Annotated in this window: 27 protein-coding genes; 10 read left to right on the forward strand and 17 right to left on the reverse strand. The window is 62.9% G+C overall.

What is annotated here, in order from left to right; translation table 11 throughout:
* Positions 1 to 5: 5 nt before the first annotated feature.
* The 8 genes from NKH36_RS13555 to cysS all read right to left on the reverse strand — a co-directional run bounded on the left by NKH36_RS13555 (position 6) and on the right by cysS (position 7179).
* Entirely contained in the window at positions 6 to 692 is a 687-nt protein-coding gene (locus NKH36_RS13555; RefSeq protein WP_352961694.1) for a glutathione S-transferase family protein, read from the reverse strand.
* Positions 693 to 708: 16 nt separating this feature from the next.
* Entirely contained in the window at positions 709 to 1638 is a 930-nt protein-coding gene (gene rarD / locus NKH36_RS13560; RefSeq protein ID WP_352961697.1) for an EamA family transporter RarD, read from the reverse strand.
* A 144-nt stretch (positions 1639 to 1782) separates the two neighbouring features.
* Entirely contained in the window at positions 1783 to 3399 is a 1617-nt protein-coding gene (gene cimA, locus NKH36_RS13565; RefSeq protein WP_352961700.1) for a citramalate synthase, read from the reverse strand.
* A gap of 2 nt (positions 3400 to 3401) precedes the next feature.
* A complete protein-coding gene (gene pip, locus NKH36_RS13570; RefSeq protein WP_352961703.1) occupies positions 3402 to 4358 on the reverse strand; it encodes a prolyl aminopeptidase in 957 nt (318 codons plus the stop codon).
* Entirely contained in the window at positions 4355 to 4831 is a 477-nt protein-coding gene (locus NKH36_RS13575; protein WP_023800738.1) for a GFA family protein, read from the reverse strand. Before NKH36_RS13575 ends, pip begins: the two co-directional genes overlap by 4 nt.
* A complete protein-coding gene (locus NKH36_RS13580; protein ID WP_352961705.1) occupies positions 4828 to 5319 on the reverse strand; it encodes a GFA family protein in 492 nt (163 codons plus the stop codon). Before NKH36_RS13580 ends, NKH36_RS13575 begins: the two co-directional genes overlap by 4 nt.
* A 4-nt stretch (positions 5320 to 5323) precedes the next feature.
* Positions 5324 to 5710, reverse strand: coding sequence for a VOC family protein (locus tag NKH36_RS13585; RefSeq protein WP_352961708.1), 387 nt, complete (start codon positions 5708 to 5710; stop codon positions 5324 to 5326).
* The gene (gene cysS, locus NKH36_RS13590) at positions 5707 to 7179 is read right to left on the reverse strand and encodes a cysteine--tRNA ligase (protein ID WP_352961711.1); all 1473 of its coding nucleotides are present in this window, start codon (positions 7177 to 7179) and stop codon (positions 5707 to 5709) included. Before cysS ends, NKH36_RS13585 begins: the two co-directional genes overlap by 4 nt.
* A 389-nt stretch (positions 7180 to 7568) precedes the next feature.
* On the opposite strand from cysS, the gene NKH36_RS13595 reads away from it, so the two are divergent.
* A complete protein-coding gene (locus NKH36_RS13595) occupies positions 7569 to 7724 on the forward strand; it encodes a hypothetical protein (RefSeq protein ID WP_095496669.1) in 156 nt (51 codons plus the stop codon).
* Positions 7725 to 7823: 99 nt separating this feature from the next.
* Here the strand turns inward: NKH36_RS13595 and NKH36_RS13600 are convergent, their stop codons facing one another.
* Complete coding sequence (locus NKH36_RS13600; protein WP_352961714.1) at positions 7824 to 8585, reverse strand: SOS response-associated peptidase; 762 nt, start codon at positions 8583 to 8585, stop codon at positions 7824 to 7826.
* A gap of 124 nt (positions 8586 to 8709) precedes the next feature.
* On the opposite strand from NKH36_RS13600, the gene NKH36_RS13605 reads away from it, so the two are divergent.
* From NKH36_RS13605 to NKH36_RS13620, 4 genes are all read left to right on the forward strand, one after another.
* Positions 8710 to 9129 carry an NUDIX hydrolase gene (locus NKH36_RS13605; RefSeq protein ID WP_352961716.1) on the forward strand — a complete coding sequence of 140 codons (420 nt, stop codon included), beginning with the start codon at positions 8710 to 8712 and terminating at the stop codon, positions 9127 to 9129.
* Positions 9130 to 9177: 48 nt separating this feature from the next.
* Entirely contained in the window at positions 9178 to 9555 is a 378-nt protein-coding gene (locus tag NKH36_RS13610; protein ID WP_352961719.1) for a TIGR02301 family protein, read from the forward strand.
* 312 nt (positions 9556 to 9867) lie between these two features.
* On the forward strand, positions 9868 to 10125 hold the full coding sequence (locus tag NKH36_RS13615; protein ID WP_077381793.1) for a hypothetical protein: 258 nt from the start codon (positions 9868 to 9870) through the stop codon (positions 10123 to 10125).
* A 193-nt stretch (positions 10126 to 10318) separates the two neighbouring features.
* Complete coding sequence (locus NKH36_RS13620) at positions 10319 to 11122, forward strand: hypothetical protein (protein WP_352961722.1); 804 nt, start codon at positions 10319 to 10321, stop codon at positions 11120 to 11122.
* A gap of 125 nt (positions 11123 to 11247) precedes the next feature.
* On the opposite strand, the gene NKH36_RS13625 is transcribed toward NKH36_RS13620, so the two are convergent.
* On the reverse strand, positions 11248 to 12579 hold the full coding sequence (locus NKH36_RS13625) for a dihydroorotase (RefSeq protein ID WP_352961724.1): 1332 nt from the start codon (positions 12577 to 12579) through the stop codon (positions 11248 to 11250).
* An 82-nt stretch (positions 12580 to 12661) separates the two neighbouring features.
* Here NKH36_RS13625 and ygfZ point away from each other — a divergent pair, with 82 nt between their 5' ends.
* The 3 genes from ygfZ (at position 12662) to NKH36_RS13640 (ending at position 16381) form a co-directional block, all read left to right on the forward strand.
* Positions 12662 to 13537 carry a CAF17-like 4Fe-4S cluster assembly/insertion protein YgfZ gene (gene ygfZ, locus NKH36_RS13630; RefSeq protein ID WP_352961727.1) on the forward strand — a complete coding sequence of 292 codons (876 nt, stop codon included), beginning with the start codon at positions 12662 to 12664 and terminating at the stop codon, positions 13535 to 13537.
* Complete coding sequence (locus tag NKH36_RS13635; RefSeq protein WP_352961729.1) at positions 13537 to 14169, forward strand: HD domain-containing protein; 633 nt, start codon at positions 13537 to 13539, stop codon at positions 14167 to 14169. Before ygfZ ends, NKH36_RS13635 begins: the two co-directional genes overlap by 1 nt.
* A 64-nt stretch (positions 14170 to 14233) precedes the next feature.
* The gene (locus NKH36_RS13640) at positions 14234 to 16381 is read left to right on the forward strand and encodes a putative bifunctional diguanylate cyclase/phosphodiesterase (protein WP_352961732.1); all 2148 of its coding nucleotides are present in this window, start codon (positions 14234 to 14236) and stop codon (positions 16379 to 16381) included.
* A gap of 52 nt (positions 16382 to 16433) precedes the next feature.
* Here the strand turns inward: NKH36_RS13640 and NKH36_RS13645 are convergent, their stop codons facing one another.
* From NKH36_RS13645 to NKH36_RS13660, 4 genes are all read right to left on the reverse strand, one after another.
* Entirely contained in the window at positions 16434 to 17897 is a 1464-nt protein-coding gene (locus NKH36_RS13645) for a RimK family ATP-grasp domain-containing protein (RefSeq protein WP_352952164.1), read from the reverse strand.
* Positions 17894 to 19000: a peptidase C39 family protein gene (locus NKH36_RS13650; RefSeq protein WP_352961735.1), complete on the reverse strand. Its 1107-nt coding sequence runs from the start codon at positions 18998 to 19000 to the stop codon at positions 17894 to 17896. The genes NKH36_RS13645 and NKH36_RS13650 overlap by 4 nt, the downstream gene beginning before the upstream one ends.
* A 197-nt stretch (positions 19001 to 19197) precedes the next feature.
* Positions 19198 to 19989 carry an anti-sigma factor family protein gene (locus NKH36_RS13655; RefSeq protein ID WP_352961738.1) on the reverse strand — a complete coding sequence of 264 codons (792 nt, stop codon included), beginning with the start codon at positions 19987 to 19989 and terminating at the stop codon, positions 19198 to 19200.
* Positions 19986 to 20504, reverse strand: a complete 519-nt coding sequence (locus NKH36_RS13660) for a sigma-70 family RNA polymerase sigma factor (RefSeq protein WP_352952161.1) — start codon at positions 20502 to 20504, stop codon at positions 19986 to 19988. The genes NKH36_RS13655 and NKH36_RS13660 overlap by 4 nt, the downstream gene beginning before the upstream one ends.
* Before the next feature lie 273 nt (positions 20505 to 20777).
* Here NKH36_RS13660 and NKH36_RS13665 point away from each other — a divergent pair, with 273 nt between their 5' ends.
* Together NKH36_RS13665 and NKH36_RS13670 are read left to right on the forward strand one after the other, a co-directional pair.
* Positions 20778 to 21032, forward strand: coding sequence for a type II toxin-antitoxin system VapB family antitoxin (locus NKH36_RS13665; protein ID WP_292216872.1), 255 nt, complete (start codon positions 20778 to 20780; stop codon positions 21030 to 21032).
* Positions 21022 to 21450: a type II toxin-antitoxin system VapC family toxin gene (locus NKH36_RS13670; protein WP_352961741.1), complete on the forward strand. Its 429-nt coding sequence runs from the start codon at positions 21022 to 21024 to the stop codon at positions 21448 to 21450. The genes NKH36_RS13665 and NKH36_RS13670 overlap by 11 nt, the downstream gene beginning before the upstream one ends.
* A 3-nt stretch (positions 21451 to 21453) precedes the next feature.
* Here the strand turns inward: NKH36_RS13670 and NKH36_RS13675 are convergent, their stop codons facing one another.
* From NKH36_RS13675 to recO, 3 genes are all read right to left on the reverse strand, one after another.
* Positions 21454 to 24195 (reverse strand): DUF2339 domain-containing protein, encoded by a 2742-nt coding sequence (locus NKH36_RS13675; RefSeq protein ID WP_352961743.1) that lies wholly within the window; start codon positions 24193 to 24195, stop codon positions 21454 to 21456.
* A gap of 64 nt (positions 24196 to 24259) precedes the next feature.
* A complete protein-coding gene (locus NKH36_RS13680) occupies positions 24260 to 24454 on the reverse strand; it encodes a hypothetical protein (RefSeq protein ID WP_352961745.1) in 195 nt (64 codons plus the stop codon).
* Complete coding sequence (gene recO, locus NKH36_RS13685; RefSeq protein WP_352961748.1) at positions 24451 to 25227, reverse strand: DNA repair protein RecO; 777 nt, start codon at positions 25225 to 25227, stop codon at positions 24451 to 24453. Before recO ends, NKH36_RS13680 begins: the two co-directional genes overlap by 4 nt.
* Positions 25228 to 25552: the final 325 nt, after the last annotated feature.

A 25552-nucleotide genomic window follows, 5' to 3' on the forward strand; every position in this document is an offset into this window, starting at 1 on the left:
ATCGCTCACACTGTTGCGCGAAGATCCTCGACGACAGTGCCGGCGGCGCGCACCTCCGCTTCGTGGTTCGGCTCGCGCCAAGTCTCTGCAAGGGCTGCCGCGTACCATTCGCGCATCGCCGGCAGAGCCAGCAATCGCGCCGGATAGGCGGCAGCTGCGCCCTCGAAAGACAGTCCGTAGGACTGAACCCTAAACGCCACCGGGGCAAAGAAGGCGTCAACGGCGGTGAAGCGGTCGCCGGCCAGGAATGGCCCACCGAAGCTGGCAAGGCCGTCGTTCCAGAGGTCACCGAGGCGGAAGAGGTCGTGCTTCAGCGCATCGGACATTGGAAATGGCTCGATGCGCACACCGCAACTCATAGGGCACGAGCCGCGCAAGGCGGTGAAGCTCGAATGCATTTCGGCGGCAGCCGACCGCGCCCAAGCTCGCGCCTTCGAGTCGGCAGGCCAGACGCCGTGATGGCGCTCAGCCAGATATTCGGCGATGGCCAGTGAATCCCACACCGCCCAGCCATCGTCGATCAGGCACGGTACCCGACCGCTGGGCGAGAACGGCCGGTAGAGGCTCCAACTCGATCCGGTCGGGAACGGAGTCAGCCGCTCTTCGAATGGAATGCCCAGCTCTCGCATCAGCACCCATGGCCGCAGCGACCATGAGGAATAGTTCTTGTTGGCCATATGCAGGACATACATCGGAAACCCCTTGCCTTTACCGCGCTGCCGTTGCGGCAGGCCGGATCTCGCGGCCACGGAACATCGACCACGAATACATCGCCAGCGCAGTCCAGATCAGGCCGAAGGCGATGGCCTGGGTGCTGCCGAAGGGTTCGCCGAAAATCAGCACGGCGATCAGGAACACAATGGTCGGTGCGATATACTGCATGATGCCGATGGTGGAGAGACGCAACAGCTTGGCCCCGAAGGCAAACAGCAGCAGCGGTATGGCGGTGACCGGGCCGCAGCCGATCAGCAATGCGGTATCGTTCAGGGAACTGGAGACGAAATGGTCCTGCCCGGTTACGATGAGGAAGATGACGTAGCCGAGGGCCGGCACCGACAGCAGCAGCACTTCGAGCAGAAAGCCCTGGCTCGGGCCGATCGGCAGCGTCTTGCGGAAGAAGGCATAGGCGGCAAAGGAAAACGCCAGCACCAGCGACACCCAGGGCAGCTTGCCGGCGTCGATCGTCAGCACCGCGACCGCGATGGCCGCCAGCACCACCGCCGCGATCTGCAGCCGGTCGAGCCGTTCGCCGAGCAGCAGCGCGCCGACTACGACGCTGACAAGCGGGTTGATGTAGTAGCCAAGCGCGGTCTCGATGGTACGGTCGACCGCGATCGCCCAGACATAGATGCCCCAATTGACTGAAATCAGCGCCGCCGTCAGCGCCGCCATCGAAATGATGCGCGGCGAACGCACCGCCGCTTTGAAATCCGCCGTGCGGCCGGCCCAGATCAAAACAGCGGCTGCGATCGGCACCGACCAGACGATGCGATGCGCGATGACTTCGGCCAGCGGCAGACGTGCGACGGCCTTCATGTAGAAGGGCAGCAGCCCCCACAGGAGATAGGCGTCCAGCGCCAGCAGGAAGCCACGCCGGGCCTTGGCGTCTGCCTCGATCTGAATTGCGTCCGTGGCCATGGCCCAACGCTATGCGCCAGCCGCGGTGCCAAGACCATCGCAAAGTTCTGATGGATCAATGGACTTTCGCTGATGGTTCAACGGCGATTGCCTTCGCAGAACCAGGGTTCCTCACCCCACGCAGTGTGGCGGGAAGGGCAGCGCCTACTCCGCCGCGACCAGCCCGGCCATCTCGCGGTTCTTCATCAGCTTGTAGACGATCGAATCCATCAGCGCCTGGAAGGAGGCGTCGATGATGTTTTCTGAGACGCCGACCGTCCACCAGCGGGCGCCGGTTGCGTCATGCGACTCGATCAGCACGCGGGTAATCGCCTCGGTGCCGCCATTGAGGATACGCACCTTGAAGTCGGCAAGCTCGAGGTCGGCAATCTCGTTCTGGAATTTTCCGAGATCCTTGCGCAGCGCGATGTCGAGCGCGTTGACCGGACCGTGCCCTTCGGCCACCGACATCTTCTCCTCGCCGTCGACCAGCACCTTGACGATCGCCTCGGAGACCGTCTTCAGCTGGCCGTTGGCGTCGAAGCGGCGCTCGACCATGCAGCGGAACGAGGTGACGCTGAAGAATTCCGGCAGGCCGTGCAGCATCTTGCGCGCCAGCAACTCGAAGCTGGCGTCGGCGCCTTCATAGGCATAGCCCTCGGCCTCGCGCTCCTTGACCACTGATATCAGCGCGTCGAGCCGGTGGTCGTCCTTCGGCATTTCGATGCCGCGCCGTTTCAACTCGGCGAGGAAATTGGCCTTGCCGCCCTGGTCCGAGACCATGACGCGGCGGCGGTTGCCGACCGCTTCCGGCGGCACATGCTCGTAGGTGGCGGGCTCCTTGGCCAGCGCCGAGGCATGGATGCCGGCCTTGGTGGCGAAGGCGGAAGCGCCGACATAGGGCGCCTGCGCCTCCGGCGCGCGGTTCAGCAATTCATCGAACGCGCGGGACAGGCGCGATATCCCGGCCAATGCTTCGGCTGAGATGCCTGTTACAAAGCGGTTGGAGAAGGCCGGCTTCAGCGCTAGCGTCGGCACGATCGAGATCAGATTGGCGTTGCCGCAGCGCTCGCCGATGCCGTTCAGCGTGCCCTGGATCTGGCGCACGCCGGCCTCGACGGCGGCGAGCGAATTCGCCACCGCCTGGCCGGTGTCGTCATGGGCATGGATACCGAGATGGTCTCCGGGAATGCCCGAGGCGATGACCTTCTCGACGATGGCGCGCACTTCCGACGGCTGTGTGCCGCCATTGGTGTCGCACAGCACCACCCAGCGCGCGCCGGCGTCGTAAGCGGTCCTGGCGCAGGCCAGTGCATAATCGGGATTGGCCTTGAAGCCGTCGAAGAAATGCTCGCAGTCGACCAGTGCTTCCTTCCCGGCAGCAACCGCCGCCTCGACCGAGGCTTTGATCGCCTCGAGGTTTTCCTCGTTGGTGCAGCCCAGCGCGACGCGGACATGGTAGTCCCAGCTCTTGGCAACAAAGCAGATGGCGTCCGACTTCGACTGGACCAATGCTGCGAGGCCTGGATCGTTCGAGGTCGACACCCCTGCCCGCTTGGTCATGCCGAAGGCGACGAATTTGGCACTGGCCGTGCGGTGCTCGGCAAAGAAGGCGGTGTCGGTCGGATTGGCGCCGGGATAGCCGCCCTCGACATAGTCGACGCCGAACTCGTCGAGCAGCCCGGCGATGGCGATCTTGTCCTCGATCGAAAAGTCGATGCCCGGTGTCTGCTGGCCATCGCGCAGTGTGGTGTCGAAGAGATAGAGGCGCTCGCGGCCCATGATCATTTCCCCGCAAACCGATCCGTCGACCGGATCAGTCGGTCGAGGATGCCCGGCTCCGAATAGGCATGCCCTGCGGCCTCGACCAGATGGAAGTCTGCCTTCGGCCACGCCTTGTGCAGCGCCCAGGCATAGCGCGCCGGGCACGGCATGTCGTAGCGGCCGTGGACGATGGTGCCGGGGATGTCCTTCAATTTGAAGGCATCACGCAGCAGTTGCCCTTCCTCCAGCCAGCCGGCATGGACGAAATAATGGTTCTCGATGCGGGCGAAGGCGACGGCGTAGTCGTCTTCGCCAAACGGCCTGCTGGTTTCCGGATCGGGCAACAGCGTGATCGTCTCGCCTTCCCACAGGCTCCAGGCGCCGGCGGCCTCGACCTGTGCCTTGCGGTCGCTGCCGACCAGCCGCTTGCGATAGGCCGCCATCATGTCGCCGCGCTCGGCCTCAGGAATCGGCGCCAGGAAGCGCTCCCATTTGTCGGGGAACATTTCCGAGACGCCGAACTGGTAATACCATTCGAGTTCCGCGCGCGTCAGCGTATAAATGCCGCGCACGACCAGCTCGCTGACGCGTTCGGGGTGCGTCTCGGCATAGGCCAGCGCCAGTGTCGAGCCCCACGAGCCGCCGAACACCAGCCATTTGTCGAAGCCGCACATGTCGCGCAGGCGCTCGATGTCGGCGACCAGATGCCAGGTGGTGTTGGCCTCGAGCGAGGCGTTGGGCGTCGACTTTCCGCAGCCGCGCTGGTCGAACAGGATGACATCGTAAAGCTTCGGATCGAACAGCCGCCGGTGCTTCGGGGAAATCGTGCCGCCCGGTCCGCCATGCAGGAATACGGCTGGCTTGGCACCCCTGGTGCCGGAACGCTCCCAGTAGACCTGATGGCCGTCGCCGACATCCAGCATGCCGGACTCGTAGGCCTCTATCTCCGGATAGAGGGTGCGCAGTTCACCGCTCATAATTTCAGGCCCTGCTGCGGCCAATTGGCCGTCTCGTGATCCGGATGCTGGAAGGAGATGATCGATTCCTGCCGGGTGTAGTAGTCGGGATCGTCATGGACCGGCGCGTCGAAGATCTTCTCCACCCAGGGCAGCCGGGCGGCGTAGTTGATCTGGATCTGCGGTGCGAGGTCGGAGCGATCGTCAAAAGCGCCGATGGCGATCTCAAGCCCGCCGGGCTGCCGATAGGTCAGTGGCGTGCCGCAGCGGCTGCAAAAGCCGCGATCGATGTTGACCGACGACTGGAAATAGCTCGGCTCCTCGCGCACCCATTCGACGCCGTCCTTCGGCACCGTCACCAGCGCGCCGAAGAAGGAACCGAACTGTTTCTGGCACATGCGGCAATGGCAGATGGACGGGCGTCCAAGCGCCCCGCGAATGCGAAAACGTACGGCGCCGCACTGGCAGCCGCCGGTTCGAACGGTTTCAGTCATGATCTTTCCTCCGGCGGCCATTGTTCGGTGTCGTGGTCGGGGTGCTGGTAAGAGACGAGATCGGCGAGATAGGAGGACGATGAAATATCGGCCATCGTGTCCTCGCCGGGCAATTCGTGGATGTGATCGACAAAGGGAAGTTTTGCTTCGATGCCCCACTGGATCGTCGGCGCGATGTCCTCCGGATCGTCGAAGGCGGCGATGGCGAGGGCGATGCCATCGGGCGCCTCGAAGGTCAGCGGCGTGCCGCAATCGGCGCAAAAACCACGCCAAGCGGCGTTGGAGGAGCGGAAGCGTTTGGGCTCGCCGCGCGTCCAGTCGAGTTTTGCGCCATGCACGGACACCAGCGGCAGGTAGAAATTGCCGCTTGCCTTCTGGCACATGCGGCAGTGGCAGACGGAGGCGTCACCCAGCGCGCCTTCGACACGGAAACGCACGGCGCCGCACTGGCAACCGCCTGTATAGACCGGTCTGTTGTCTAGGCTCATTGCGTCACTCCGCGGCATGGCAGACGGCTTCGACATTGTTGCCGTCGGGATCCAAGACAAAGGCGCCATAGTAGTTCGCATGATAGTGCGGACGCAGGCCCGGCCCGCCATTGTCCTTGCCGCCGGCAGCGATGGCGGCGGCGTGGAAGGCATCGACTTCGGCGCGGCTGCGCGCGGTGAAAGCGACATGCTGGCGGTCCCTTGGCTTGTCCTTGCCGGCATGCAGCCAGAACACCGGCCGGTCGCGGCCATAGCCGCCGACCTTAGCGCCGCCGGTGTATTCCTGCGGCACCATGTAGAGCAGTGAGGCACCAAGCGGCGCCATCGCGTTGTCATAGAACGCCTTGGAGGTGTCAAAATCGGAAACGGTGATGCCGAGATGATCGATCATCTTTTTACCTCCCAGGTGGTGATGCGGGTACCGGTGACGGGGTCCTTGCCGTCCTTCAACTGAATGCGCTGTGCCAGCAATTCTTCGCGGATGCGGTCGGCCTCGGCCCAATTTCCGGCGGCGATCAGTGCGAGCCGTTTGGTGATCGCCTTGGCGATGGCGTCTTCATCAACCTTGGCCGGCGCGACGTCGAAACCGAGGAACGATAGTGCCGCCTTCAGCGAAACGGCAGCATCGTTGCCCACGGCAGCAGCATTGCCGCCACCGGCAGCATTGAAATCCACAGCCTCGCCGGCCAGCTGCGTCAGCACCTGGAACGCAGAATAGGTTGCGAGATCGTCCGACAAGGCTTCCACCACTTCGACCGGCAATTGCTTTGCGGCCGCCGGTGCCAGATCCGCCGCCCGCTTCCATTTACGCAGCGTGTTTTCCGCCTCTTCCAGCTTGCGCACGGAAAAGTCGATCGGCTCGCGATAATGCGTCATCAGCATCGCGAGCCTGAGCACCTCGCCTGGCCACTTTCGGCCGCCAAAGGTCTCCGTCTCCAGCAACTCGTTGATCGAGTAGAAGTTGCCCAGGCTCTTGGACATCTTCTGCCCCTCGACCTGCAGGAAGCCGTTGTGCATCCACACCCTGGCCATCACGTCGGTGCCGTGGGCGCAGCGCGACTGGGCGATCTCATTCTCGTGGTGCGGGAAGATCAGGTCGAGCCCGCCGCCATGAATGTCGAAGACCTCGCCGAGATAGGCGGCCGACATCGCCGAGCACTCGATGTGCCAGCCCGGCCGGCCCCTGCCCCACGGGCTGTCCCAGCCCGGCTCTTCCGGCGAGGACAGCTTCCACAGCACGAAATCGCCAGGGTTCTTCTTGTGCGGATCGACGGCGACGCGAGCGCCGGCCTGCTGTTCGTCGAGATTGCGCTTCGATAATTGGCCGTAATCTGGCATCGAGGCCGTGTCGAACAGAACTTCGCCTGCCGCAACATAAGCATGGCCGCGTTCGATCAACCGTCGAATCAAGGACATCATGTCGACTTTGCCGTCGGCGCGCGGCTCGACGAATTCAGTGGCGCGCGGCTCGACCGTCGGCTCCAGGCAGCCGAGCGTCGCCACATCCTTGTGGAACTGGTCGGCGGTTTTTTCGGTGACCCGCCGGATCGCCTCGTTCAGCGACAGCTTTCCCGACGCAATCTCGCCGCCGAAATCGCGCAATGCGCGGTCATTGATCTTGTCGTCGACGTCCGTGATGTTGCGCACATAGGTGACGTGCGCTTGCCCGTAGAGATGGCGCAGCAGACGGAACAGCACGTCGAAGACGATCACCGGCCGCGCGTTGCCGATATGAGCAAAGTCGTAGACCGTTGGGCCGCAGACATACATGCGCACATTGCGCGGATCGATCGGGAAGAAATCCTCCTTGGTCCGCGTCAGTGTGTTGTAGAGGCGCAGGCCCTTCGATGCGTCAGACATTCATGCCTTCCCGGTGCGTTACTTTTTGGCTGGGCCCACGTGCGCCGAGATGCAAATCAGGCACCAGCCTGCTGGCCGGGGCGTTTGTCCACTCTAGAAGGAAGATAGGCGAAAACGTCCGGACCAGCGCGAAGCTAGCCAATAATGCAAATGCCACAAATGGCGAAAGACGTTCTCATGAGCGGCTTTATCGCCTCACCCGGTGTTGCCGTCAAGTCGCAACTTTCGGCAAAAGAGTCGCTGGATCACAGGTAATGACGCAGTGAAACATTTTATTAAACATCTCGGCACAGTCATGAAACATTCGCCGGCTAGATCACCAGATGTCACGATTTGGTCGGATTCGACCAGCAAACGCGGACACGAAGACGTTACCAGGGAAGAGAAAAATGCCCCGAACCAAGCAGGACTCCAGCAGCGCCAAGCAACCGGCGCTCGCCAGCCAATATCGGGCGATCGGCCCGGCCGCGATCGTCGCCGCCCTTCTCCACACGGCGAAGAAGAAAAAGCCGGTGCAGAAGATCATATCGCCGCGCGCTGCCTGATGTGACGTGCGGCCGGCCGGTCGCCAGTAAATGGGGCGCCGCCAATGAGAGCGCTGAGGCGCCCAGGAAATAGCAGCTGCTGCTAAAACCCAGCTACTGCTAAAACAAGGTCATCTGACCATCGTCCGCGCCGGGCTTCTGGCGCCTGGCCTTCCCGGGTTCCGGCCCTACGAAGCCCCTTTCCTGAATCTCCGGTCCGGTGTTGTCGACCTTGTTGACGAGGTCGGAAACCGGGACAGCCTCGAAGAAATCGAGCCGTGCCGGTCTGAGCAGGTCGGCCACGTCGCGCGGCTCCAGCGTGCGGCAATCCAGCCAGCGACCGAAATCCTGCGGATCTATCACCACCGGCATTCGATCGTGGATATGGGCGATGTCGGCATTGGCGTTGACGGTCAGGATGGCGCCGGTGTCCATCTCCGAACCGCCCGGCTCGGCATAGGTCTCGATCAGCCCGGCGAAGGCGACAAGCCCGCCATGCTTCGGCCGCACCCAATAGGGCTGTCTCCTCTTGCCGCCTGATTGACGCCATTCGTAGAAGCCGGAAGCCGGCACCAAAGCGCGGCGATGGCGCATGGCGGTGCGAAACGAGGCCTTTTCCGTTGCTCCCTCCGATCGGGCGTTGAACAGCAGCGGAAACTCACGCGTTTCCTTCAGCCAGGTCGGGATCAGCCCCCAGCGCACCAGCATCGGCTGCCGATCGGGCAGGTTCGAGCCTGGCGCCTGCGGCAAGCCTGCAATCGCCATCAGGACCGGCTGCGTCGGCGCGATGTTGTAGCGGGCCGGAAAATCCTCCAGCTCCGCCAGACCGAGAAAAGCGGCAGTCTGGTCCGGCGTGGCGGTCAAGGCAAAGCGTCCGCACATACGCTAAAACTCGTTGAATTGGTCGGATGCGAAGGTGGCGATGGAACCGGCGTTGCGCAACCGTTAATGCTTCTTCACGCCGACCGGTCCACAACCGGCTGCAGCAAATGACGATCGGTAATCCATGGACGAGATGCGTAAGATACTCCCGGCAGTCTCGGTCGCCATTGTCCGCGGCAACACGGTGCTGCTGGTCAAGCGGGCGCGGCCGCCTTCGCAAGGATTTTACGCGTTTCCGGGCGGCAAGGTTGAGGCCGGCGAAACGCTGGAACAAGCCGCGAAACGCGAACTGCTGGAAGAAACCGGGTTGCAGGCGCACAACTACCGCGCACTTCGGGAAATCCACATCGACGGCGGCAGCGACGGGCACCCGGTCGACTATCTGCTGACGGTGTTTGGCGCCACCTATGCCGGCGGCGAGCCCGTGGCCAGCGACGACGCCGAGACCGCCGCCTTCTATACACTCAACGAAATGACGGCGCTGCCGCTTGCCGCTTCGGTGTTTGCCGTTGCCGACGAATTGCTCAGGAATGCAGGGGCGTAATCTCCAAAATCGCCTTGCAGGCGACAAATTGTTTGACCACATAGACTTATGATCCGCGCATCGCTTTTCCTTGCAGCTTGCCTCGCCGCCAGTATGGCAATCGGGGCGCGGCCGGCTCTGGGCGCCGAGTCGCCGTTCGAACCGGGGCTGATGCGGCTGGCGGAGGTGCTTGGATCGCTGCATTTCCTGCGTAATCTGTGCGGCGAGAAGGGCGACCAGTGGCGGGTCGAGATGGAGAAGCTGATTGCTTCAGAAAACCCGGACCCGGAGCGGCGTGCCCGCTTCATTGCCAGCTTCAACCGCGGCTACCGCTCCTTCGGCGGCACCTACACGCAGTGTACCGCCTCGGCGACCGAAGCCATCAGCCGCTACATGAAGGAAGGCGAGACGCTGTCGCGCGACATCGCCTCGCGCTACGGCAACTGACTTTCGTACCTCTGCTTGTGCCCGGTGGCGTCTTAGTGCAATCCTTATGTTGCACTTCTGCAACGGTATTAACGAAACGTTACGGCGCGGATGTAGAATTAACTCAAACTGAAGGTTTTCATCCCGCTCGCCGGCCTAATCGGCTAAGTTTGAATCGGATCGAACGCAGGTTTGCAAAACGTGACGAGCCCTTGTCGAAACGACCCTATAAATGTCGTATTTACAAGTACTTACTTAACCTGCGTGTAAAAGGGACAGCCCAAGCCTGATCCGCATCTGCCGGATCGCCGCTTGAAAAGGGTGGACATCGCAATGGAACATGGCGTCAACGACATCGACGCGCTGGTCAGGGAAGAAAAGCGCCTGACTGCCGTGGAAAGCCACAGCGAGGCCTGGGCGGAAGGGCTTTCGGCAGGAATCGAGCCGGAAATCATCGCCGAGGCGGCCCTCGAAACCGCGTTCGGCGAAATGCTGCGCGCCAATGGCGAGACCTCGGCCCTTGCCCTGCTCGACCGCATGCGTGAAAAGGTGATAGCCGGGGCCTTCGAACCAGGACGGCTGCGGCACTGAATCGGCATCAGGATATTTGACGGCGGCGTGCCGCTTGGGCGTCATGCCTTGGGTACCTGGGCGGGGCCTGGGCATCTGTAAAGGCCCTGGGCACCTGTAAGGGCCTGGGCACCTGTAAGGGCCTGGGCACCTGTAAGGGCCCGGGCACCTGTAAGGGCCTGGGCATCTGGACGGAATCATGGAGAGGCAGGCGGTGAATTTTTCGACGTCAGGCCAGCCGCGTGGCTTGGCCCTCAGCATCCGGCTCGCCGCTTTTTGCACCGCGGTTCCGTTAGCGCTTTGCCTCGCAAGCAGCCCTGCTTATGCGCTGAGTGAAATCAAGCGCGAGGACCTGCCCTCGCCAGTCATGCCGCCCGCCGATGATGACATGTCGCCGCCCGGAACCGCGGTGCCGATGCCCGACCCGCCCGGCACGGCACCGCCTGCGGCCAGCCAGCCGACGTCGCCCGACGAACGGCAACAGATCAAACCAGGCGGGCCAACAGACGATGGTGGCATCGCCAATCCGCAAGCCGATCCGGATGACCCCTTGCCCGAGGTCGTCTACGATCTCGGCAAGCTGCCGGAGCCGGTCAGACGCATGCACGATCTGATCATCGAGGCCTGCAAGAGCGGCGACATCGAAAAGCTCCGGCCGCTGATCGGCCAGGGCGATACGATGACCCAATTGTCGCTGAGCGAGATCGAAGGCGACCCGATCACCTTCCTGAAAGGTCTTTCGGGCGACACGGAAGGCCAAGAAATCCTCGCCATCCTGGAAGAGGTGCTCAGTGCCGGCTATGTCCATGTCGATGCCGGCACGCCGCAGGAGCTTTATGTCTGGCCATATTTCTTCGCGCTGCCGCTGGACAAGCTCAACGCCAGGCAGCGGGTCGAGCTGTTCAAGATCGTCACCGCCGGCGACTATGACAGCATGAAGCAGTTCGGCGCCTACATCTTCTATCGCGTCGGCATCACGCCGGACGGACAGTGGACGTTCTTTGTCGCCGGAGACTGAGCAGCATTTCGCCCTGCCTAAAGCCCGCCTAAATTAGAGCATTGGACCCTAAATAGGTTTTGGGAAATCCGATGCTCAAAGAAAGAGATAGAGCGGCGGTACGATTCGAAGTCCACCGCTCTAATTTAGACCGGCAGCGCCTCGGAGAACTCCACCGCCCGGCCCTGTCCTGGCGTGACGATCTCGCCTTCCCACATCACACGCCGGCCGCGCACGATGGTGCCGACCGGCCAGCCGGCTACTTCTCTGCCGTCATAGGGCGTCCAGCCGGCCTTGGAGCCGGCCTGCGCATTGGTGATGGTTTCGCGGCGCTTCAGATCGACGATGGTGAAATCGGCGTCGTAGCCGGCAGCGATGCGGCCTTTCCTGGCCATGCCGAAGGTACGCTGCGGGCCGTGGCTGGACAGGTCGACGAAACGTTGCAACGTCAGCCGGCCGGCATTGACGTGATCCAGCATGATCGGCACCAGTGTCTGCACGCCGGTCATGCCGGACGGCGAGGCCGGATAGGGTTTTGCCTTCTCGGCCAGCGTGTGCGGGGCGTGGTCGGAACCCAGCACATCGACAATGCCTTGCGCAATGCCATGCCAGATGCCGTCGCGGTGGCGCGATGCGCGCACCGGTGGGTTCATCTGGATCAGCGTGCCAAGCTGCGCATAATCGTCCGCGCTCAGCGTCAAGTGATGCGGTGTCGCCTCGCAGGTCGCGACGTCCTTGTGCCGTTCGAGGAGGGCAATCTCCTCCGCGGTCGAGATGTGCAGCACGTGGATGCGGGCGCGAACCTGGCGCGCGATGCGCACCAGGCGCTCGGTGCAGCGCAAGGCGGCGATCTCGTCGCGCCACACAGGATGCGAAGACGGGTCGTCCTCGATCCGTTCGCCGAGCCGCTCGCGCAACCGGAACTCGTCCTCGGAGTGAAAGGCGGCGCGGCGGCGCGTATTCCTCAGGATCGAGGCGACGCCCTCGTCGTCCTCGACCAAAAGGTCGCCGGTGGACGAGCCCATGAATACTTTTATGCCGGCAGCACCGGGTAGCCGTTCGAGGTCGCCAACCTCCCTGGCATTTTCGCGGGTGCCGCCGACCCAGAAGGCAAAGTCGCAATGCATGCGGCCGGTGGCGCGCCGAACCTTGTCGGCAAGGGCTGCTTCGCTGGTGGTCAGCGGGTTGGTGTTAGGCATCTCGAAGACGGCGGTGACGCCGCCCAGCACAGCTGCCCGCGAGCCTGTCTCCAAATCTTCCTTGTGCTCCAGCCCCGGCTCGCGGAAATGCACCTGACTGTCGACTACGCCCGGCAGGATGTGCAGGCCGCGACAGTCGACGGTCTCGCCGGCGGAAGCTTGGCCGAGATCGCCGATGGCGGCGATGCGCCCGCCGTTGATGCCGATGTCGCGCCGGCCCTCGCCATCGTGGTTGACCACCGTGCCGCCTGTCAGGATGAGGTCGTAGGTCGTGGCCATGCTGATCCGGTCTCTTGCGGGGGGAGTGTCAGCGGCTTACGTAATGGCCGACTGTTTTGCAAGATCAGGTTGTTTTCCGCCTATGCCCTTTGCCCTACTGAAAGATCGCGCACTCGTTTCCGTGTCAGGCCCGGATGCCGAGAACTTTTTGCAGAACATTCTGACCGCCGACCTCGACACATTGGCTGCCGGCGAAGCAAAGCCTGGCGCCTTGCTGACGCCGCAAGGCAAGATTCTGTTCGACTTCCTGATCTCCCGCGCTGGCGAGAATTCCTTCCGCCTCGATTGCCGAGCCGATATATCAGATGATTTCATCCGGCGGCTGATGCTCTACAAATTGCGCGCCAAGGTCGAGATCGCCAAGGCAGATCAGGGACTTGTCGCTGTTGCGTGGGATGATTCAACCGCGTCGCGATTTGATTCAACGCCGGTTGCAGATGCACGGTTCCGCGACGCGTCCGTGACGCGCTTTTATGGCGGCACGGCCGGCGGCGGCGATCCGGCCGCATGGCAAGCTCTGCGCATCGCCCATGGGATTGCCGAAAGCGGCAGCGACTATCAGCTCGGCGACGCCTTCCCGCATGATGTGCTGCTCGACGAGACCGGCGGTGTCGGCTTCAGGAAGGGCTGCTATGTCGGCCAGGAGGTGGTCTCGCGTATGCAGCATCGCGGCACCGCCAGACGGCGGGTCCTGATCGTTTCGGCCGAACGGCCCCTGCCGGCTCCTGGCGCCGGACTGACAGTTGCCAGGCGACCGGTCGGCACGCTTGGTACTGTCGCCGGCACGGCTGGCCTCGCCATAGCCCGTATCGACCGCGTCAAGGCAGCGCTCGACGCCGGCCAGCCGATCATGGCGGATGACGTCCCTGTGTCGCTCACCATTCCGGCCTGGGCGAAGTTCACTTTTCTTCCGGAAACCGTTGGCCCGCAGGAATCCGTCAGCGCGGAGGAGGCCTGATGGCGGCCGACCGTGCCGGCGCGCCACCACGCGCCTGGCAGCGTATGCTGTCGGGCCGTCGGCTCGATCTGCTTGACCCTTCGCCGCTCGACATCGAGATTTCGGACATCGCCCACGGGCTTGCCCGCGTCGCCCGCTGGAACGGCCAGACCAGCGGCGATCACGCCTTTTCCGTTGCCCAGCATTCGCTACTGGTCGAGGCGCTTTTCGGCGAGCTGGTCCCGGACGCCCCGGCCAACGCGCGGCTGGCGGCTTTGCTGCACGACGCGCCGGAATATGTCATCGGTGACATGATCTCACCGTTCAAATCGGTGATGGGCGGCAGCTACAAGGAGTGCGAACTGAGGCTGCAGCGCGCCATCCATCGGCGCTTTTCGCTGCCGATCGAACCTAGTGCGGGCCTGCGCAAGGAGATCAAGCGCGCCGACCAGATCGCCGCCTATTTCGAGGCGACGCTGCTTGCCGGCTTTTCGACCGCCGAGGCAACCGAATTCTTCGGCCGGCCGCGCGGATTCAATGCCGAACGCTTCGATTTCACCCCGCGTTCGGTGACCTGGGCGCAAAACGCGTTCCTCAAACGGTATGCGGCAATCGAGAAATCGCGACGCCAAACGCTGCAGCCGGCCCACTGAAAAACGGTAAATTAACCGGAAGGGATCACAGTGCCGTGTTCGATCACGGTCTGCAGGCAGCCTCATGTCCGTCACTCATGTCAAGGCTGGTTCGCCCGTCCGCGGACGGAGGGCCGAAGGCATAAGTCTGCCGGGGATAGAAGACGAACTGCGCAAACAGAATGATCGTTTTTCGGCCGCCGTCGAGAACATGTCGCATGGCTTGTGCATGTTCGATGCCGACGAGCGCATGATTATCTGCAACGGCAATTATATCAGCATCTTCTGCCTTGACGCCGAGATCGTGCAGCCCGGCATCCGGTTTTTCGACATCCTCCAGCACAGCGTCGACATCGGCGTCGCCGCGCACAGCGCCGAAGAACTCTACGCCATCCGCAAGCCCTATATCGACCGGGCGAAACCCTCGACCTACGAGGAAACGCTGTCTGATGGCCGCATCATCAACATCTCGCACCGGCCGCTGGCTTCAGGCGGCTGGGTGTCGATCTATGAGGATATCACCGAACAACGGCGCGCCGAGCAGGAGCTGAAAGAGCAGCATCGACGCTTCGACGCGGCACTCGCCAACATGTCGCAGGGCCTTTTGATGTATGACGCGGACAGCAGGCTGATCGTGCGCAACGAACGTTTCCTGGAACTCTACCACGTCACGCCGGCCGATTTTCCGCTTGGCATGAGCCACGGCGACGCGCTCGAGCAGCTCGTGCGCCTGGGTATTTATGCAGAGATCGACATCAAAAGCGAAATCTCGAAAACCGCGGCCTGCCTTCAAGCCGGGGAAATGCGGTCAACCTACCGCCATCTTGCCGATGGCAGAACTCTTTTGGTCGTGCGGCAGCCGATGAGTGGCGGCGGCTGGGTCGCAACCTTCGACGACGTCACCGAGCGCAGGCGCGTCGAAGAGCGCATGACCCACCTTGCACATCACGACACGCTGACCAACCTGCCCAATCGCTCGATGTTCCGCGAACGGCTCGACCAGGCCTTGGGCGAGGCCACGGACCTGGCGATATTTTCGCTCGACCTCGACCGCTTCAAGGCCGTCAACGACACCTGGGGGCACCCGGCGGGCGACTGGCTGCTGAAATGCGTGGCCGAGCGGCTGCAAAATTGCCTACGCGACGAAACGGACGTGGTCGCTCGCTTCGGCGGCGATGAATTCGTCATCATCCAGTTCAATACAAAAGGTGCCGGTCCAAAAGGTGCCGGCGATGCGGAAAAATTGGCAAAACGCATTGTCGACATCATAGGAAAGCCATTTCGCGACAAAAGCCGCGACATGCATGTCGGCATCAGCCTTGGCATCGCCCTTTTTCCCAATGACGGCAGGGACGCCGACACGCTGCTAAAAAACGCCGACATGGCCCTTTACAGAGCGAAAAGCGAAGGACGCAACGTCTATCGCTTCTTCGAGCCAGGCATGGATGCAATGGTGCAGGCGCGGCGCGCACTCGAAACCGACCTCGAGGCAGCGCTGCCGCGGCGGGAATTCGAGCTCGATTTCCAACCCATTATGAACATCCCGTCCGGCGAGATCGTCGGCGCCGAAGCGCTGATGCGGTGGCACTCGCCGGCACGCGGCTTGGTGCCGCCAGACGACTTCATCTCGGTCGCCGAAGAAACCGGGCTGATCGTGCCGCTCGGCGAATGGGCGCTGAGGAAAGCCTGCACGGTGGCGGCGGGCTGGCCGCATGGGCTGCGCATCGCAGTCAATGTCTCGGCTGTGCAGATCAAAAGTGGTACCTTTGCCCGCAGCGTCATCTCCGCGCTGGCATTTTCCGGCGTGCCGGCCGATCGGCTTGAATTGGAAATCACCGAAACGGTGTTGATGGATGAGAGCGATACCGTGCTCAAGACGCTCAGGCAGTTGCGCGACCTCGGCATCCGTATCGCGCTGGATGATTTTGGCATCGGTTATTCGTCGCTCGGCTATCTCCGCCGCTTCCCTGTCGACAAGATCAAGATCGACCGCTCCTTTATCCGCGACATCGACAACCGCGACACGGCCGCGATCGTGCGCACGATCATCGGGCTCGGTGCGCAGCTTGGTATGACCGTCACCGCCGAAGGCGTCGAAACCGAAGCGCAACTTGAATTCCTGCGCAGGGAAGGCTGTGTCGAGGCCCAAGGTTACCTGATCGGCATGCCGTCGAATGCGGCGGACATCCAGCGCCTGCTGAGATCGAAAGAGACGCTCAGCCAATCCGGTTGAGGCATTGAAATCCGCTGGATGGATTCAGTTCCCGTCTACACCGCTTGGTGCCCTAGCGTCCCGGCCGGTCGAGCCGCTCCAGGAACCATTGCGTCAGCCGCACCCAGACCTCGTCTTTTTCGCCGGAATCCTCCCAGCCATGATCGAGGTTGGGATTGTCGTTGACCTCGATGACGAAGACACCGTCCTTAGTCTCCTTCAGGTCGACGCCGTAGAGGCCATCGCCGATGCAGCGCGCCGCCCTCACCGCAGTCTCGACGACATGGGCCGGCGCCTCCTTCAAGGTAAAGGTCTTGATGCCGCCCTGGTCGGGCTTGCCGTTGGCCTTGTGGTTGACGATCTGCCAGTGCTTCTTGGCCATCAGATAGTGCACGGCAAACAGAGGTTGGCCGCCGAGCACGCCGACGCGCCAGTCATATTCGGTCGGAATGAATTTCTGCGCGATCAAGAGATCGGAATCCTCCAGCCATTCGGTGGCAAGCGTCTTCAGTTCCTCGAAGGTTGCGCATTTCTTGACGCCGCGTGAAAACGAGGAGTCTGGGATCTTTAGCACCAGCGGAAAGCCCAGCGTCTGCGCCGCAACTTCGAGATCCGAGGTGCCGGCGATCATCACCGTCGGCGGCACCGGAACCTTGTTGTAGGTCATCAGCTCGTTGAGATAGACCTTGTTGGTACAGCGGATCATCGACAGCGGATCATCGATGACAGGCATGCCTTCCTGCTGGGCGCGGCGCGCGAAGCGGTAAGTGTGGTTGGAGATCGAAGTGGTCTCGCGGATGAACAGCGCGTCGTAGTTGGCGAGCTTGGCCAGATCCTTTTTGGTGATCGGCTCGATTTCGACGCCCATCTTTTCGGCGATCTTGGCCCAGTAGCGCAGCGACGAGATCTCCGACGGCGGCAACTCCTCGTGCGGATCGACCAATGTGGCGAACGTGTAACGCGCCGGCGTGCGGCCCTTGGTGTCACGCCATTCGCGGTTGGTGTAGGTCTCGAGGCACTGAAGGAAGCGCTTTTCTTCCTCCTCGGTCATCCTGGCCAGCGGATGGAAGCCGATCTTGCGGATCGACGCCCATTCGGCGCTGTCCGTGATGTGGACTTCCAGCGCCGGCGCCCGAAACCAATCGAACAAAAGCTTGGCGAAGCGATCCCATATCCTCGACGGGCCGATGCCGAAGAAGATGCAGACTTTTTGCGGAAAGGCGCCGCCCAGATCCTTGCGGCATTTGTTGAGCGCGAGTTCCAGCTCCGGCAGCGCGTGATCGTAGAGCTTGCGCTCGGACAGGTCGATCATCGTCTCGACCGTCGGGATGACCTTGTGGCCGCGCGAACCGGCCAGCAGCGAGGCATAGTAGCCGCGGCTTTGGTAGCCGTAGTTGTTCGACAGGTTGATGACCTTCGGCCGCTGGCCGCGAAACAGCGCCGGATGGGCAAGATAGTCGCGATTGGTGATGATCTTGTGCGGTGTCGCCACCTGATCGAGATCGTTCTGCCGGCCGGTAAGGATGACCCAGGTCATTGTCTGTCGCGCTTTCCGAGGGTGATGGCGGCACGCAATCCATCGCGGCCGAACTGCGCCATATTCATGAAGATGCCGTAAGGCACGGGAATGTTGGCGGCATCAAGAATGGTCTCCTGTCTCTCGTCTTCGACCCAGGGATCGTGGATCAGGATATGGTCGCCGTCGTCGCCGATGGCCAGCACCCAGTGCGGAACCTTCTTGCCGAACATCAGGAAGCCGCTGATCAGGACCAACACCAATTTCCCCTCGGCGATCGCGGTGCGGATGTCGTCGATGGCGAATGGACGGTAATTCACCGGGATGCCGTAAAGTTCCGCGCGCCGGCGAAAGTCGACCTGCGCCAGTTCCATCACCCGGCGCTTGTCTTGGCTGCGCACCGACTGCAGGAACAGCGCGCCATGGAAGGATACATATATCTCGGCAGAGAGCCCGCTTTCGTGGCCGGCAACGGCGAGGCCGAACGGCTCGCAGCCGCCAGGCCCCGACATCATGAAAACGGTGGTCGCCTCCCGCCACAAACGGATTTCCATGACCGGGTCGGGCACGAAGCCGGGCTCGAAATTGGCCATTGCCATCATCAGGCAGCACGGGCCGCAGGTGAATTCGCAGGTCTGCTGGTAGAACGGCACGTTGGTGGCGACCGGAATGTCGCCGCGCAAGGTCTTTTCGTAGCGCAGCGCCGTGGCGCCGTCCTCGTAATAGCCCGGTTCGCGGCCGATCTTGCGATAGCCGCTCTGCTCGTAGATGCGAATGGCTCGGCTGTTGTCCTCGCGCACCTCGAGGCGCAGCATCATGCGGTTGTGCTCGAAGGCGACTTCCTCGGCCCGTTCCAGCAGCATACGGCCAATGCCGAGCCCACCGAAAAAGGGACCGATGGCGATGGAATAGAGCCGCGCGACGCCGCTGCCTTTGCGAAACAGCACGACCGCGTAGCCGGCGACGCGGCCGTCGCTTTCGGCAACCAGCAGCTCGGCACTTTCGCGTTCGATCAACTGGCGAAAGGAGCGGCGGGAAATGCGGTCGCTCGAGAAAACAGCCTTCTCGATGACGGCGAGGTCATCGACGTCGGACGCGCGGGCCGTGCGAATCTCGGCAGGCATGCGGGCTCAGAAAACCTCGATTGGGTTGTGGAAAAGGCCCTGGTCAGAAGTGTCGACAACACAGCCGAAGCGCCAGCATCCGTCAAGCGCTATCGCACCTCGATTCGGGCTCAATTGTGACAGTTTCGGCGGGTGCATGACCCCGAAAATCGAAATCGATTTTCGGAAAGTATTATGCACAAAAAAACAGGCACAGCTCAGCTGGCCAGCCCGGCCAGGAGCTGGCTGTAGGCGCTCTTCGCCACCGCAGTCAGCTGCGCGCGCGGCAGCGAGCCGACGACGGCGCAGCCATAGCCTTTGTCCAGCCAGTAGACTGCTTCGGGGCCATTCTCTTCCGACCCATAGGTGCCTTTGGCCTTCTCGGCCGATTCAGCCGTGACGAACAGCGAGATGCGCTGGCCTTTTTCGTCCTCATAAAGCAGCATCGCGGCCTTGCTCTCGCCAGCGGGCAGCAGCCGGCCGCCGACGAGCTGGAATCCTTGCGCCGCCAGATCCGGTGCAACCAGCTTCAGGCCGACCCGATTGGACAGCCAGGTCTGCAGATGATCCTTGTCGCTGGCGGGCACTTCCACCGCATGCCGCTGCTCGGCGGCATAGATGACATGGGCTGCGATCGCCTGCTCGGCGAGCTGGTCCTCGGCGGGGTCTTTCAGACCGAGATGGTCGATGCCGGCGACATAACCGCCAACACCGCCAATGGCGAGCATCACCGCTGCGGCAACCGCGAGCCACCAGCGCGAGCTCAATGCCGCCGTCTTGACCGGCGCCTCGCCGAGCACGATCTTCTGCAACCGCGCCGGCACCGGTTCGTCGAGCACGCCGGCGAAGGCGGCACGAAGGGCTGCGCGGTCGGCGATATAGCGGGCGCTCCTCGCCTTCATTTCAGGATTGGCGTCGAGCCAGACGTCGTACGCCGCGCGCTCGTCAACCGGCAACTCGCCATCGAGAGCCATATGGATGTCGCGTTCGGAAAAATCGCGCCGGGTCATTTCTCGACAATCCTTATCGTCCGGCGACGCGCGGCGTCATCCAGCAGCCCGCGCAACTCGTCACGCCCGCGCGCGATGCGCGACATCAGCGTGCCGGCCGGCACTCCGAGGATGTTGGCGGCCTCGGCATAGGAAAAGCCTTCGATGGCGACCATGACCAGTGCTGCGCGCCGGTCGGGACTGATCGCCTGTAATGCGTCGATAATCTCGCGCGAGGCGATGCTCTCCATCTGCTCGGCGGGTGCTGCCTGCGCTTCGCCCGCTTCCAGAGGCAGCATCGCGGCTTCGCCGCGCCGGTTCACCTTGCGCATCTGATCGATGAACAAATGATGCATGATCGTAAACAGCCACCTCCTAGGGCTTTCTCCAGTCTGCCAATTGTCGAGCCGCACAAGCGCCCGTTCGAGACAGTCCTGAACGAGATCGTCGGCGGAATCGCGGTCGCGCAGCAGCGAGCGCGCATAACGGCGCAGGCGTGGTATTTCGCCAAGGATTGCTGCCTTCTTTTCGTCCATGACCGCTGGTTCTGAGGTCGCCCTTGTTCAGCCGATTGAACGCGCCTTCGCGGCGCGGCGCAAGCGGCCGGCGCGAAGCGGTCCGCCGCCCCGGTCACCCAAGCAACAGAATAACGCTGGCGCGGACCGGTCTATTCCCGGCCGGCGCTGGTGCCACCCTGTCAAGGCGCCGCAAGCCATGAATCCTGAGGTTGAAAGCGCGCCCTGAAGGGTGTATATTCGAAATTGTATATTTCGTATATTCGGACTTGGATATACATTTGGAGGATCGATTTGTCTCTTTACATCCGCGATAACGAGGTCGACGCGCTGGCTCGTCAGTTGCAGTCCGCCATCAAGGCCCCCACGAAGACTGAAGCAGTGCGAATCGCTCTCAAGCGCGAGCTTGAACGAGCGAACTCTGTCCTTCCGCTGAGCGAGCGTATCAAAAAGTATCAGGATGCCGCGAGCGCACTCGGTCCCGATGACCCCACCTTCGATATGAAGAAATTCATGGACGAGGCCTGGGGGGAACCCGATGTTTCTTGATGCTTCCGCCATTATTGCGCTGATTTTGAGAGAGGCAGATGCGGAACGTCTGCTGAGAAGGATTGAAACTGCCGAGACGCTCTATTTCTCGCCGAGTTCCGCTTTTGAAGCTATCCTCGGAATCGCCCGCAGGAAATCTGTGGCTGAAAGCGGCGATCAAGCTCCGACACCGCCTGCTCTGATCGATCAATGCCAAACCATCGTCATCGGCTTCTTGGCCGAACTCAAGGCCGTGGAAGTTCCACTGGATGGTACCATTCGCGAACTCGCAGTCAAAGCCGCGCGCGACTACGGTCGATATGTCGGCCATCCCGCCAAGCTGAATTTCGGCGACTGCTTCAGCTATGCATGCGCCAAGGCCTACCGGGTACCCCTGCTCTACAAGGGCAATGATTTCTTGCAGACCGATCTGGCCTGAATACTATCCGGCTTCGGATTTGGCTGCTCTTGTCAGCAGCCGCTGGTAGAACAGGCCGATGCCGATCAGCACCGCGCCGAGGCCGATGAAGGACAGCGCCCTCAGCACGCCTTCCAGTTCCGACATATCGAAGAGGAAGACCTTCAACACGGCGACCGAGATCAGCGCGGCCGACGCGATGCGCAGCACCTGCGACTTCAGCCAGACGCCGGCAGTGAGCAGCGCCACACCGATGATCAGCCACAGCGCGGAATAGGTGTAGGTCTCGAGCTGACCGAGGCCGCTCCACAGGCCGATGAACTCGCCCCTGAACAGCCGCCGCACCGACAGCGTCGCATAGACGAAGGCAAGCAGTGCTGCCACCAGCGCCAGCATCGCGGCATACCATTTCGGCCGCTTGTCTCTGCTATAGAGCGCGAGCCCGCCGGCAGCGGCGGCCGGCAAGAGATAGGCGAGGAACAGCAGGTTGAACACCGGGATTCGCCCGGTCGATTCGTTAGTAAACAGCGGGTTCAGCGCCACAAAATGCTGGATGACGATGAAGGCGACCGAGACCACGCCCGCGGCAAGCGAACCATAACGCAGCACCGAGCTTGGCGAGCGCATGTCGATGGCGACCAGGATGGCGCCGGCGCCGATGGCGATCAGCGTGTAGATCGCCTGCTCGGCGAGCGTCGCAGCTGCCGTGTCGATGACGCCGCCATGCATGGCGTGGCGCACCAATATGGCAACCGTGAGCATCGCAAACAGTGCTGCGCCCGCTTCCATGGCGAGGCGTGGCCGGCCGTTTGTGGTGTGGGCGAGCTGCCAGGCGGCAAAGCCGAAGGCAAGCGCCGGGACGCCGTAGCCCGGCAGCAGCCAGTTGAACACTGGCGTCGTCGAAAGGAATTCGGCACCGACGATTGTCGGATCGAAGGCGATACGGCCGAGCACCGCGATGACCGCGCCGACCGAAATCCAGCCGAGCACCGGGTAGGCGCGCCAACGGGTGGCCAGCGCCGGCACGACGGCCGCGGCACCCAGGAGGATGGTCGTCCAGCCGGACCCAAAGGCCATGTAGAGCATCAGCAAGGCAGCGACTGCTGCCCCGCCAAGCGCGAACGAGACGGCAGCACCGCCCCGTAGCGGCGGCTGTTCACCGCGCGCGATCCACTCGCCGCCGGTGGCGAAGACCACCACCAGAAGGGCTGCAATCGCCGCGTAGACAAGATCGCGGTCGAGATTGCCGAAGGTGAACCAGAGCGCCAACAGAATGACGAGCGGCGCGACAACGCCCCATGCCGCCCATGAGGCGGCGCGGATTTGTGCTGAGGCGGCAAATTTGCGCGCAGCCCAGAATCCGGCGCCGATGAATACAAGTCCAAGAAAGATACCGATCCTGAGCATCAGCGTATCGGCAACTGCCGCCGGCAGACCTTCGACGCCGAGAACACCACCTGAAAAGTCTGAAGCGACGGAGGTTGGCGGAATGATGCCGAGATAGACCAGCACCGTCGCCAGCCCTGCGGCGTGCAGAAGCGCCAGTGCCAGCGGCCGGTAGAGCGCTACCGCGACCAGGGCTGCGATAAGGGCTGCTCCCGGCAGAGCATCGCCGGCAGCGTATGCCGGGTCGACGAACAGCGACATCGCCGAAAGGCCGACGAAGAAGCCAGGTGCGATCGGCGGCCAGTCGAAACTCCTGGCGGGCTCTGCTTCGCCACCGCGAGGGCCGAGCCAGATGAAGGCAAGTACGGCCAGGGTCACCGCATTGATAAAGAGGATGACAGGCAGGTTGGTGCCCGGCGCATCAGTCATGTAAAGAATGGTCCACAGGCCGGTGCCGACGAACGCTGCCGCCATTAGCAATTTCCAGTGGCGCAGGCGGGCGATGGCGCCGGTGGCGGCGAGCACGATCGCCAAATAGCCGAACAGCGCCCAGGGATTAGGCGCCTGCGAAGCGACCAGCATCGGCGTCACCACCGCGCCGAGCAGGCCGACGCCGGCCAGCGCCTGACCGTGGACGAGGGCGGCCGCGATGGTCGCCACACCGATGGCGCCGAGCAGCGTGAAGGCAAGCGCCGGCCCGATGAAGCCGTAAACGCCATGCGCGGCATAAACCGTGCCGAACAGGATGAAAGCACCGGCCGCCGTCAGGATCGCCGGAATATAGGCGCCGGCGACGCCCTGCACCGGCACCCTGAAGCCGGTGCGGCGGATGAACTCGCCGACGGCGACCAGCACCAGCCCGAGCATTGCTGCCATGCTCAGCCGCACGCCGGGACCGAAAATGCCGGCCTCGATGGTGTAGCGGATCAGGAACAGGCCGCCCAGCGCCAGCGCGATGCCGCCGACCCAGACCGCCCAGCGGGTGCCGAGCGCCGTTTCAATGTCGGACTTTTGCGCCTCTTTCGCCGTCGCGGCGGCCGGTTGCGCAGGTGCAGATCCAGCCGGCGCCGCTTCGCCCGCAGCCCACGGTCCGGACGCAATCTCCCCGGCTTCAACCTCTGTGGACGGCTTTTCCTCAGCCTCGCCCGCCGACGGCGGGGCAATGTCGGTCACGGCCGCAATTGCCGCGTCTGCTGGCATGCTGTCGTTTGCGGCCTGTTCTACCGGCTTGGCCTGCGGCGGGGGCACATGGATACCCGAAAGCACGAGGCTGCGCAGCGCACCAAGTTCGCGCTCGATCAGGCCGATGCGGCTCTGCTGGCGCGAGATAATGACGAACAGCGCGATGATCGCGACTAGGCCGATCAGGCTTTCAAACATGGCGGTTCCCCCAAACCAAGCCAGTAGTTACTGACAAATACGGCGGCCAGGACGGCCAGCCGAGTCAGCGCGCCACCAGATTGGCGGCCGGAAAGATCGAGCACGTTTCAGTACCAAAAGCCAGCAGCGGCGCCGGGTATTTGTTGTCGATGATGCGCTGGAGCAATTCCAGGACGGTATATCTAGAGATGTCGCCGTGCGGAATGGTGCCGAGGCCGAGCGGCGAGACCCGGCCGGGATAGAGTTCCACTTCGCTCACGTAATGCTTTCTCCGGCTGCGGCCTCGGCGCCAATCTCCTTGTCCGCCGCGTGGTGCTTGCGCAAGGCGGCGAGGAAGCCGGCGCGGGCACCGGGCGCCTCGATGCCGCGCGGCTCGTAGACATGGCGGGTAAAAAAGAAGCCGGTCAGCCGGAACGCGTCCTCGATCGCTGCCGGATCGGCGCGCAGGCCGGAGCCGCGCTGCAGGAAGGCGGGGAGCACCAGCATCTTGTCGCGCCATGGCGCGCCTGCCGCGCGTGACACGGCGCGCCCGGATTTCGGCGAGACATAGGCAAGGTCCTGTCTGGCACCGGTCGCGGCACACTGGCTGAGATCGAGACCGAAGCCGAGTTCGTCGAGGATCAGCAATTCGAAGCGCGCCACCAGCTCGCCGGCGGCGTCCGCATCGTCGAGATGGGCGATCATCACGGCCAGCGTCTCGTAGAGGCCGTCATGGGCGTCGCGCTCGGGCAGCAGGCGCAGATGCGCAGCCATCGTCTGCAGCCCATAGATGGCGACGGCGCTGTCCATCAGCCGGGCGGCGTTCATCTCGATCGCCTCGGCCTGAAAGGTGCCAAGATGTTCGTCGAGCCGCGCCCGCCACAACAGGTCGACACGGTTGCCGGGCTGCAGAACAGGCTGCTGCTTGCGCGAGCGGCCGCCGCGCACAAGGCCGAGGTGGCGGCCATGCGCACGCGTCATGACCTCAAGAATGGCGCTGGTTTCGCCATGCTTGCGGGTGCCGAGAATGATTCCCTCGTCGCGCCATTCCATGAACGGAGCTTGTCACCGGTTCGGTGGCGAAATCAAGATTGGAGCCTCGGATGCCGAGGCTCCAATCTCGGAGTTAACAAAGAGCCGTGGACAGTCACGCCGACGAGTGGCGCACCCTGAAACAAAAAAACCGCCTCGGCGGCGGTCGCTGGCGCAAATCAGCACTATGCTGAAATTACTAGCATAACTGACGGCACAAAGCAAGAACAACGTCGCTTCAGCTGCGCTGCCCCTCATTGCCCTGCCGGGCATTTCGCCAATTTCCAGCGTTGCGGCCAGCCCCTTCTCCCCGTCACTATACGGGGAGAAGGTGCCGGCAGGCGGA

The organism is Mesorhizobium sp. M1312 (genome assembly GCF_040318115.1).
Classification (GTDB): domain Bacteria; phylum Pseudomonadota; class Alphaproteobacteria; order Rhizobiales; family Rhizobiaceae; genus Mesorhizobium.